Origin of the sequence: Ventrimonas faecis (assembly GCF_040096075.1) — a bacterium.
GTDB lineage: Bacteria > Bacillota > Clostridia > Lachnospirales > Lachnospiraceae > Brotaphodocola > Brotaphodocola faecis.
The window spans coordinates 1-8,406 of the sequence record NZ_JBBMFJ010000056.1; the positions used below are offsets into that span (position 1 = coordinate 1).

The window sequence follows — 8,406 nt, forward strand, 5'->3', positions numbered from 1 at the left end:
GCGCCAAATGGCGCCGCCCGGCATTTTCTGTACACAAATTAAATTTTTATTTTTTCTATTCTACAGCTATGCTTTTTATCTTTCTTATCATAGGTAACACCAGCCAAAATCAGATTTCCCCGATAGTCTTTCAAAGCACTTACATAATTTCGTTCTTTTATCTGCGAAATTGCGCTTTCTACGGATTTATCCCATTTTAATTCGGCAAATCCATAGCTATTCTTAAACATTTTAGTTTAAGTTCTATATCTTTTCTGCCGACATTTTATCTCAATTACACATATTATTTTGGCTTGCTGATTTTCTGTTGCCAAATTGTTGCCACGAATATTATATTAAATCACCCGAATCGTTATCATTTCATCAAGTCCAATCTCCCCAATATCACATTCTTCTTTTCCACGAAGATATGTCTGCATATGGTAAAACATCATACACTCCCTGAGATATTTTAATAACTCTTGTGTCCGGCGTTTATATCCATATGCTTTCAATAATGTCCGTAGTTTCATTCTCACATAATCCTGTCCATCCAAATAAAGAATCTGCACTCGTTTCATTTTGAAAAATAAATCAATATCAAAATAATCCGTAATAAAGGCTGCTTCTTCCACATCCTTACCAAACGAATGAAAATCTTTCTGAACAGCTGGAAATTCCTTATCTATTACTGGCTTGTCGCACAAATAATCTGTCCAATAATGTACATCCAAATATAACTGACGCAAATTTGTCCGATAGAATGGACTTAAATATTGATTATCTTCTTTCCAAATTTTTTCCAACATGATACTCGCTGTCTTAATTCCCATATCCAGACTATGTATGATACAAGCAAGATCAAATGAATCATAATATAGCTCAATCAATTTTATCCCCCTTCAACCCATTACATTGTCTACAAAGTATCTGCAAATTCTCTGCCACAGTTTTTCCACCTTTATTCATCGGTATCACATGGTCTACCTGAAAGAAAATACGGTCTTTGCCTTTTGCTCCACAACAGGCACAAGTATAATTTCCATCTGTATCTTCTGATTTAGCAAATGCTGTATCCCGAAGATTTTTTTCCAGTTCCGGATTTACCTTTCCAATCTCGAACAATGGTAAATCCTCCAGCTTTCTAATACCTCGCTGCACGTTTTCTTCTTCGTCATAAATATGCGGATTAGACAGTTTTGTTAACTCTATATCCAGTTGTCTCCAGAAATACAATTTTCGTCCAAAAAACAATTTTAACAAATTATCATCACTATGTTCCCATAAGGCATTTACATATTCTGTTTTCTGTCTCTGCCCCATATCCTCATCCCAAATACGTTTTGCAATCGCAGCAACATCTAACTTGCTTCTGTCTATATCATCAAATGAATAGAACTGTGGCGAAGTTTCGTACTGGGCATAATATTTCAAAATTCGTATCACATCTTTTTCTTCATATGGTGGTATCATTTCGCCTAAGAAAAACGTGTTTCTACATTGCTCTGCCATTTCTTCAAGCAATTCTTCTGCCGGATATTCCTCTTCACACTGAAAACTTTGGAACAGACCTGGTAAGCCTTTCATCAATTTTTCATATGCTTTTTTCGTACTGTCATATACCATTACTTGATAGGAAGAATCCACTCCATTTTCTTCTAAATAGGCAAACGCATACATTCCGATCGGAATTCTTTGTACAAATGGTACTTTTTCTAATACTGTGGTATTTACAGAATCGTCAAGTACAGAAGCAAACTCCTCTATTTTAGAAATCGCTATCATGCGTAATTCATGCTTCATATGCTCTGTTGGATTATCTGTAAATTCATTATTTCCACTGAACAGACTGTCTGGATTTACCCATGCAATATGTTCATTCCAACTATCTACAAAAGAAACAATGTATGCTGAAGAAGTTCCACCAGCAGCTTCTCCTCTAAGTGCCCTTCCTATCATCTGTGTCATAAGGATTGTAGAAACAGTTGGTCTTGCTAAAAATACTGTTTTAGTCTGTGGTAAGTCCACTCCCTCTGTCAAAATATTTACATTCACAAGTACTTTTACTCTTCCTGCCCTATATTCTTCTATTTTTCTTTCGTTGTCTTCTCTGCTGATTCTCACTCCTGTCACAGAATCCTTTACATCAGACACAATGAACTCCGACTTTATGCCCTCTTTATTAAACAACGAACTTAGATGAATTGCATGAACTACATTGATTGCAAATACTATCGTCTGTCCATACTCTTTCTCTTTTGCCTTGTATGTCTGGACAATCAGTTTGTTTCGTGCTGCACTATCTGCCATTTGTCCTGCTACGTCTTCAGGCAATACGTCCAATCGTTGGATACTCTCCCAACCATTCAAACCTAATGATTCTCCATACATTTCATCTGTGTAATAACTTTCAAAAATAGGTTTTGATAAAATGCGTCGATTTATCAACTCTTTTAACCCTATCTGATATGTAATACCTATATTTCCATGAACCGCCTTTCCACCTTGTAAACCGTCCTCATAAATTTTTGCCAAAAGTCCCTGTTCCCCATCAGTAGTACGGAATGGTGTAGCTGTCAGTCCAATCAATTTTACATTTAATACCTTTGTTTTTACATAATCAATTACTTTGCGATAAGTTTTGGCAGTAGAATGGTGTGCTTCGTCTACAATTAAAAAGATTTCCTTTTCGCCCTTGAGCCATGCATCTAAGCACTGTAAATTTCTGCCTATGCTGTCCTTACTCATAATCAACAAATTGTCCGTGGGTTGAATATCAATGGTTCTATCATGCGTAGATGCACCAGATACAATCCTGTACTGGAAGGACGGAATATGCGGTATTACCTCTGAATACGCAAACTTCTGAAAAGATTCTGCTGCTTGGTCAAGTAACATCTGACGATGTGCAATCCACAATATTTTCTTTTTCTGATCCAGTGCATTTCTTAAAAGCCACATAGAAGCTGTGTGCGTTTTTCCTCCACCAGTAGGAAGTACAATCATAGTGCTGTACTTCGCATTTTTATTCATAATATCGAGATTTTCCATTGCACATTTTTGATGTTCATATGGTATTCTCGCATTTGCTCCCTTTTTGGGAAACACTTTTCCAAATGACTTTACTTCTATGTAATCTTTTTCCATCATTCGTACCCTCCAAATTTTATTATATTTTACGCATTTACCATTCGTTGCCTTTTCTGTGCTTCAATCAAGGTATCTCGTAAATCAGTCTCTATATCTCTATTATATCTGCCAGGCAAAAAAACGTAAGTAATCCCTACTCTCTCACATACCGCTCCTGTGTGATCTTCTCATGGGAATTGCCGGCGAATTCTTCGGTTTCTGTCAGTTTCCAGACTGACAGGTCCAGGGTACAATGCAGGTCGGCCGGGTAGACGCGGTTCCAGCGAAACAGGATCAGCTCTTCTATCTGTGCTTCGTACTGTGCCGGATCCTGATCTTCCAGGAAGCAGATTTCCCCCGGGGCGATGTCTAAAAAGTCCGATTCGGTTACTGCAATATGCCCCGCTTCCTCTTCCGGAAACTGTCTGCGGCTGTAATCATTCATCCACAGCTTCTTTTCTCCCGACAGCTCCAGCATGCGCTGGCGCAGCACGCGGTCCTGACTCTGGCGGCGTTTGTTGAACATCATTCCGTTGTTATCATCTACACATACCATTACGATCATATCTTTTCTCCTTTTGATCCGTCCTGTCATTTTACTCCGCAGCCTGCCAGATCTTTTTTGTTTTTTCACGGTATCATACGGCATTTTCAGTTCAGAAAATGCCTGCCCATCAGTAACATGGTATCATCAGACTTCTGCGCGCACAAGTCATTTTCCATTTTACAGCCGTTTTATTCCGTGTTACACTATAGGCATTACGATTGCAGGATGAGGTGGGGTTATGCATTACGCCATTGTAGAGGACAGAAAAGAAGATCAGGATTATCTGGCAGGACTGATCCGGGCAGAACACGCAAAAAGCGGAGTCCCTGCAGAATTTTCGTTTTATGAAAGCGGCGAAGCTTTCCTTCTGGATTTCATCTCCGGAGTGTTTCAGGCGGTCTTTCTGGATATCATGTTGGATAAAAACGGACTCAACGGCCTTGAGACCGCCAGACGCCTGCGTCTTCTGGCTGAGCGGACTCCCATTATCTTTACTACCTCCGAACTGGATTTTGCGCTGGAGGGTTACGAGGTCCACCCGCTGGATTATCTGTTAAACAGATTACAGATGAAACTGCCTTTTATCTCAATGAACAGGGCAATGTCGTAATAAGCTTCAACGAGGGAGATGTAGCACCTATGTATATGGGCGTTGTGACCTTTGAAATCCCGAAAGCAGTGATCAGCGGAATTCTCAAGTAAGAGCACAAAAGAGCAGGCGAATCATTTTTCAGATTTCCTGCTCTTTTTCCTATTTCGTTCGATTCTGATATTGATGGGTGACAAGGTGATATTTGTGACAGGGTGATATTTATGGCTTCCACACACCATTTTCATCGACGAAATATTCGTCCGGTGTCTTCTGGTTTCTCAGCATGATTCCCCTGGTTCCATCAGAAACATCCTTAAAATAATACCATTTGCCGTTTATCTGGAACCAGCCAGTCTGCATTCCGCCATTTTCGTCCACATAAAACCAGAAATTTATCATGAAAACCCAACGCGATCGCCTATTTTTTTCTGTGTTTTTTCTTGATTGATTGGAAAAATGTGAGAAAAGAAGGGTGGACATGGTAGAAAAATGTGATGGGAAGATGGAGGATTGGGTGAATGGAGGAAGGAATGGAATGGCGGATGGGATGTCATGGATGAAGGGTTGCTGTCGGTGGGGGACTTGTCCCGGCAGCAGGTTCCGTTTTATGGTTTTTTAAGAAATCCGGCTTTAACTGCCGGATCGTAAATCCCTTGCTTGGAATAATGGTGATGTAACCGTCCTGACGTGAACTACCCACCACTTGCTTGCGCTGAAGTGAGGGGGAAGTTCACGTGAGGCTGTTTTGTACAAATATTACTTGAATCTAATCAGGGGGTTCTGAACAGTTACTATTTTCATTGAATTTTCCTCATTATGTTTTCTTCCAACTGTTTTTTCATCTGGCTGTGCAATAAAATCGAATGGCATCTATCACGTTCTCCATCTGAAGAGGTTTTGAAAAATGTTCGTTCATTCCTGCTGCTTTACTCTGTGCAATATCATCCAGAAAGGCGTTGGCTGTCATAGCAAAAATGGGGATCGATTTCGCATCCTTTCGATCCATCCTTCTAATTCTGCGGGCAGCCTCCAGACCTCCCATTTGGGGCATCATCAGATCCATCAGGATCACATCAAAGTATCCGGACGCTGAATTCTCAAAGATTTCTACAGCTTCCCGTCCATTCCGTGCCTTTGTCACTTTTACTTTTTCTTCTTTCAGAAGAAACTCAGCAATTTCCATATTCAGTTCATTGTCTTCCACCAGCAGAACCTGAACTCCTTCCACTGAACAGTTCTGATACATATGAGATTTCTTTTCCTGTTCCTCCGCAGAGATTTCAAAAGGAATACGAAGAATAAATTTGGTTCCTTTTCCTTGTATGCTCTCAAAGAAAAGGGTTCCTCCCTGCAGTTCTATCAGCTTTTTGGCAATGGCAAGTCCCAGACCGGTACCTGCATATTTTGTTCTGGCTGACTGCTCTTCCTGGGCAAAAGGTTCAAATGCCTTTTTCTGAAATTCCTCACTCATGCCGATCCCGGTATCCGTACAGGTCAGCTCATATCCCGCAGTAGTATCCGTATAGGAAACCTCACGACAGGAAACTGTCACGGAACCACCATCATGATTATATTTTACTGCATTACTGCCGATATTCATCAATATCTGCTGGAAATGTACCGGACTTCCTATCAGCTGCGTATGGATGATTTCTCCATCTTCTACATAATAATTGACGCCGGCTTCATTTGCCTGCATTCTGGTGATTTCATTCGTATTATGCAGAACTTCCAGCAGGTTAAAGTGCTTTCTCTCCAGCTCTATATTGCCGGATTCCAGCTTATTCATATCCAGCACATCATTGACGAGATTTAAAAGATAACCGGACGCAGTCCTGATTTTGGTACGTGCTTCCTGCTGAAGCTTCAGATCATCCGGATAACGGTCTGCAATATCCACACAGCCCTGGATTCCATTGATCGGTGTACGAACATCATGGCTCATTCTCCTCAGGAAATCTGTCTTTGCCAGATTCGCTTTCTCTGCCTCCTGAGCAGTTCTTCTCAGCTCCTCCCGGCTTTCCAGCTCAGATATTTTCTGATCATTAATATCTCTCGTCACATAGAGAACATTGGTTACTTCCCCTGCTTCATTTCGAAGCTTCACAATAAATCTGGCCTGATGCCAGACTCCGGTTATGGCTCTGTATTCTGTGGAAACCTCCTCTCTATTCTTCAGACGCTCTGCCAGCGTAGAAACATCCAGAAATTCTCTCATTCTCTCCTGAAATTCGGGAGCTATGAGTTTCTCTCTGGCATTTGTAAACTGAACAGAAATTTTTCCACGTCTACCGGTCAGACGGTGCATGGATTCTTTACTGGAAATCTCCTCATAGGTATCGTGGATCAGATCCATCCGGTAGATGATCCAGTACATTTTACTGATTGCAGAGATGATCTCATTATTCAGCTTCAGATCTGCCATAGTCGCTTCCATCTGCTTCTTCTTTTTCATATCTTCCTGCACAATATCATCAATATAGCGAAATCCCATAATGATCTTATAATCATCCCTGTTGCCTGTCTCCAGACGGATCACCTGTAATTCAAAATACTCATGTCCGGCATGGTTTTTCACGGACTGATAACGATGCACAAAACGTTTGTGATTCCGCAGATACTCTATAAGAGCATGACGTTCCAGCTTCTGAAGGAAATCCGGTGCTGATTCCCGGATTACATAATTTTCATAATAATATCTGATTCTGGAGGTATAGCTAAATTTCAGTTCCGTCATCCCATCAACCTCTGTACCATTGGAAAGTATGCCCGGTTTGATCGTTTCCAGAGTATCATTTGCCAGATCACATAAATAAAATGAGGTATAATCTACGCAAAGAGCTTCCAGGATATGCTTCTCCTTTTGAAGTTCCTCCAGATTGCTCTCCAGTGTTTTCTGTTTTTCCTCAAGCATCCTGAACATACGCAGATTGTTCAGTGTACTGGCAAGATGTCCGCCTACATTGGAAAGAAGCGATATGGAAACACCTGGATTAACCAAACCCGGATTATCCAGACCGATAAAACCGCTCAGCTGCGTATTTGCAAACAAAGGCAAAGCCAGAAGAGAATGAATATCCTGAACCTTCAGGATGTCATATTCCGAGGGCATGGTTTCGCGTATTTTCTCCAGATCATGGATAATTATGGTTTCTCCGCAGAAAAATTTCTCATGCCATACCGGCACACTGGCAATAGGAATATGAATCAGATTGTCAATCTGAGGGATGATTCCTTCCCTGCACCATTCAAAGGTATTGCTGTAATAGTCCTGTTTTTCGGATATCAGTTCAAAAATATAGACCCTGTCTGCATCTGTATATTCACCGATGTATTGAAGCAATGCAGGGATACAGTCCTTCACTTCTTTCTCATCCGATGCCTGATTGATGTCTGATATCAAAGACAGAATCTGATTCAGAAGTTCCAGCTTTTTGTTAAATTGTCTGTAGTTAATCTCATGTTCTTCATTCTTATTATCATTTGCCTTAAACTTTTCCATAAAATCTCCCAACACTTATATAGAAAATATTCCCCCATTAATGCCTGAAAACAAAAGAAGAACAGCCGATACATATGTTCGAACTGTTCTCCTACATTACTGTTCGCTGGTAATTTTCTTTGTACTCATACCATTCCGTATCTATATAACTTCTTTCTAATCCATTAGAAGAAGTATATTTTTAAATAAAATTTCTGCAAAAGTCATTTTTGCTTATATTACTTTCATAATATCACAGACAGTTACGTTTGTCACATAAAAGTTTAAATAACTGTGATGCGCTTCTTTGCATAGTTACTGTTCACTGGTAACGTTCCGCGAAGTGTTTTTTGTGGACAAAGTTCACCGAAAACCCGAGAATTGCGGCGCGAAATCATGCTTTGCATGATTTTTGTGCATCGCAAAGCGCGTTACTGTGAGCGGAGTGAACAGTAACTGAAAATGATTCAGGCCAGAGGACGGGAGGTCATGGAGAGATGGATTGGGGCGACGGACGGAAGGTCATGAATGAAGGGTTGCTGTCGGTTGGGGACTTGCGACAACCTTCACAGATACACAGAAAAACCGAGATTCAGAAATTGCGAGAGTATGAGAAAATCTCTGTAAATAAGATTCTTCTATGATAATTAAGAGCGATAAGCTTGTGAATCAGGCTTG

Annotated in this window: 8 protein-coding genes and 1 pseudogene; 3 read left to right on the top strand and 6 right to left on the bottom strand. The window is 40.5% G+C overall.

Features of this window, described 5'->3' with window-relative positions; genetic code table 11:
• Positions 1-38: 38 nt before the first annotated feature.
• The 4 genes from WMO41_RS15550 to WMO41_RS15565 form a co-directional block, all read right to left on the bottom strand.
• Entirely contained in the window at positions 39-230 is a 192-nt protein-coding gene (locus tag WMO41_RS15550) for a hypothetical protein (protein WP_349230547.1), read from the bottom strand.
• Between the two features lie 105 nt (positions 231-335).
• Positions 336-869, bottom strand: a complete 534-nt coding sequence (locus WMO41_RS15555; protein ID WP_349230548.1) for a hypothetical protein — start codon at positions 867-869, stop codon at positions 336-338.
• The gene (locus WMO41_RS15560; RefSeq protein WP_349230549.1) at positions 862-3,129 is read right to left on the bottom strand and encodes a DEAD/DEAH box helicase family protein; all 2,268 of its coding nucleotides are present in this window, start codon (positions 3,127-3,129) and stop codon (positions 862-864) included. The genes WMO41_RS15555 and WMO41_RS15560 overlap by 8 nt, the downstream gene beginning before the upstream one ends.
• Before the next feature lie 133 nt (positions 3,130-3,262).
• On the bottom strand, positions 3,263-3,673 hold the full coding sequence (locus WMO41_RS15565) for a ribonuclease Z (RefSeq protein ID WP_349230550.1): 411 nt from the start codon (positions 3,671-3,673) through the stop codon (positions 3,263-3,265).
• A 220-nt stretch (positions 3,674-3,893) separates the two neighbouring features.
• Between WMO41_RS15565 and WMO41_RS15570 the strand changes: the two genes are divergently transcribed.
• Positions 3,894-4,265: a hypothetical protein gene (locus WMO41_RS15570; protein ID WP_177292886.1), complete on the top strand. Its 372-nt coding sequence runs from the start codon at positions 3,894-3,896 to the stop codon at positions 4,263-4,265.
• Positions 4,238-4,357, top strand: a pseudogene (locus WMO41_RS15575) (RsiV family protein); the annotation flags it as partial. The gene WMO41_RS15570 and the pseudogene WMO41_RS15575, both read left to right, overlap by 28 nt.
• Before the next feature lie 109 nt (positions 4,358-4,466).
• Here the strand turns inward: WMO41_RS15575 and WMO41_RS15580 are convergent.
• Positions 4,467-4,646, bottom strand: a complete 180-nt coding sequence (locus tag WMO41_RS15580) for a hypothetical protein (RefSeq protein WP_349230551.1) — start codon at positions 4,644-4,646, stop codon at positions 4,467-4,469.
• Between the two features lie 111 nt (positions 4,647-4,757).
• On the opposite strand from WMO41_RS15580, the gene WMO41_RS15585 reads away from it, so the two are divergent.
• Positions 4,758-4,895, top strand: a complete 138-nt coding sequence (locus WMO41_RS15585; protein WP_349230552.1) for a hypothetical protein — start codon at positions 4,758-4,760, stop codon at positions 4,893-4,895.
• A gap of 190 nt (positions 4,896-5,085) precedes the next feature.
• On the opposite strand, the gene WMO41_RS15590 is transcribed toward WMO41_RS15585, so the two are convergent.
• Positions 5,086-7,749, bottom strand: coding sequence for a GAF domain-containing hybrid sensor histidine kinase/response regulator (locus WMO41_RS15590; protein ID WP_349230553.1), 2,664 nt, complete (start codon positions 7,747-7,749; stop codon positions 5,086-5,088).
• Between the last annotated feature and the right edge of the window lie 657 nt (positions 7,750-8,406).

Bases quoted from the DNA above. Each gene is read 5' to 3' on its own strand.
- WMO41_RS15550 (WP_349230547.1), bottom strand. From the start codon at position 230: ATGTTTAAGAATAGCTATGGATTTGCCGAATTAAAATGGGATAAATCC.
- WMO41_RS15560 (WP_349230549.1), bottom strand. From the start codon at position 3,129: ATGATGGAAAAAGATTACATAGAAGTAAAGTCATTTGGAAAAGTGTTT.
- WMO41_RS15565 (WP_349230550.1), bottom strand. From the start codon at position 3,673: ATGATCGTAATGGTATGTGTAGATGATAACAACGGAATGATGTTCAAC.
- WMO41_RS15570 (WP_177292886.1), top strand. From the start codon at position 3,894: ATGCATTACGCCATTGTAGAGGACAGAAAAGAAGATCAGGATTATCTG.
- WMO41_RS15580 (WP_349230551.1), bottom strand. From the start codon at position 4,646: ATGATAAATTTCTGGTTTTATGTGGACGAAAATGGCGGAATGCAGACT.
- WMO41_RS15590 (WP_349230553.1), bottom strand. From the start codon at position 7,749: ATGGAAAAGTTTAAGGCAAATGATAATAAGAATGAAGAACATGAGATT.